Source organism: Pseudomonas sp. K5002 (assembly GCF_013386655.1).
In the GTDB taxonomy this organism is placed as follows: domain Bacteria; phylum Pseudomonadota; class Gammaproteobacteria; order Pseudomonadales; family Pseudomonadaceae; genus Aquipseudomonas.
In genome coordinates, this window is sequence record NZ_JACARK010000979.1 from 1 (window position 1) to 1,825 (window position 1,825).

The window sequence follows — 1,825 nt, forward strand, 5'->3', positions numbered from 1 at the left end:
GCGGTTGGCAACCTGTGGGCCGCCCTCCATGCCCAGGGCGACGTGGCGGATTTCGGTCTCGGTGACCGACACCGGGCGCAGCACCCGGAAGAACGACATCGACATGGCGACATTGGGAAACAGGTTGAGGTTGAACCCGGCGCCGTGCAGCGAGCGCACGATGCGTCGCACCTGGGCCGGCTCCATGGTTTTCGACAGTTCTTCGGTGACGTGGGCGAAACGCTCCTGCAACTGCTCGGTACCGTCGTCGTGGTCCAGGTCGACATGCTCGGGCACCATCACCATCACGCTGTGGCCATTGCCCAGGGAATGGGTGACGGCCTGCTCGTCGGTCATGAACGAGAGCATTTCCGAGGTCTCGGCGTCCACCGACGACATGAACGACTTGTGCACGATCGGGAAGTGGTAGCCGTCGGTGGTGTTTTCCAGCTGGATCTTCCAGTTGCCCTTGAAGCTGAACTTGTGTTCGCCCTGGGTCTTGATCGGGTAGCCGGCGCCCTGCTTCATGAACAGGTCCATCCAGTGTTTGGCGCCGCCGAGGAAGTCGGCCAACGGTTCGATATCGTCGTTGTAGCTGGCGAATACCATCCCGGCGTAGCTGTCCACCCGCAGGCTGGTCAAGGGTAACTCGGACTTTTCCAGGATGCCTTCGTAGCCGTCCGGGTAAGGCAGCGCCCGCAGCTTGCCGTCCAAACCATAGGACCAGCTGTGATACGGGCAGGTGAAGCCGCTGGCGTTGCCCTTGTGCTTCTCGCAAACCGTGGCGCCACGGTGGCGGCAGCGGTTTTCCAGCACGTTGATCGCGCCTTTCTTGTCGCGCACCACAATCACCGGGCGCCGGCCAATGGTCGCGGTCTTGAAGTCGCCGCTGTTGCGCACTTCGCTTTCATGGGCGACCCAGACCCAGGTGCGGTAGAAGATCTTTTCCAGTTCGGCCTCGAACAGCGCCGGGTCGTTGTACAGCGAGACGTCGACGCGATCGTGCTTGACCAACTCGTCGAGGCTTTTCGATTTGGCAATCAGCCGGTATTCATGGGTACTCATGGAGCCCTCCTCAAGGCGTTGTTCTTATTGGCGAGCCGTGATGCTCTGTTGCAGTTGTGCGCCGAGGGCACACACCCATTCGTCCTGGCCCTTGCGGCCGACAATCTGCAGCCCCACCTTCAGCCCGCTGTCGGCCAGGGTCACCGGCACCGTCAGCGCCGGGTGGCCGCTGAGGTTGAATGGCCGCACCAATGGCGTCATGCGGGCCACGGCCTGGCTGCCGTTGCGGGCTTCGGCCAGGGTCGGCGGCAGATCCGGCATCGTCGGCAGCAGCAACACGGAGAATTCTTCGAGCGCGGCGTCCACCTGATGACTGAAGCGGGTGCGCACGACTTCGGCTGCGGCCAAATCAGCAGCGCTGGTGCGGCTGGCAGCCAACAAGCGTTGTTCGACATCCGCACCGATCAGGCCCTTGCCGGTGAGGTGACCGAAGGCTGCCCAGTTTTCAACGTTAATCACCGTAAGGCCGGCGCCGAACGCCGTGTCAAAGTCGTCCAGATGCAGACGCTGCTGACGCCAGCCGGCCGCGTCGACGGCAGCCATCAGGCTCGCCTTCAGCCATGGCTCACAGGCCACATCCAGAAAGCCCACCGGCACGCTGCCGGACGGCGCCGCCTGTGCCGGGAAACCCGGGCAAATCACCTGCATCGCGGCAATCAGGTCCTGCATGTTCGCGGCAAACGGACCGACGCAATCGAGGCTGGATACCGCCGGTTGCGCGCCAATGCGGCTGACTCGGCCATAGGTCGGTTTCAACCCGGCAATCCCGCAGCACGCCGCC

General features: G+C 63.4%; 2 protein-coding genes. Both read right to left on the reverse strand.

The window, feature by feature from the left end; translation table 11 throughout:
• Positions 1-1,044: aromatic ring-hydroxylating dioxygenase subunit alpha (locus HX846_RS32075; RefSeq protein ID WP_178966942.1), on the reverse strand; the 1,044-nt coding region annotated here is incomplete at its 3' end.
• 24 nt (positions 1,045-1,068) lie between these two features.
• The coding region (locus HX846_RS32080; RefSeq protein ID WP_178966943.1) for an amidase at positions 1,069-1,825 on the reverse strand (757 nt) is incomplete at its 5' end.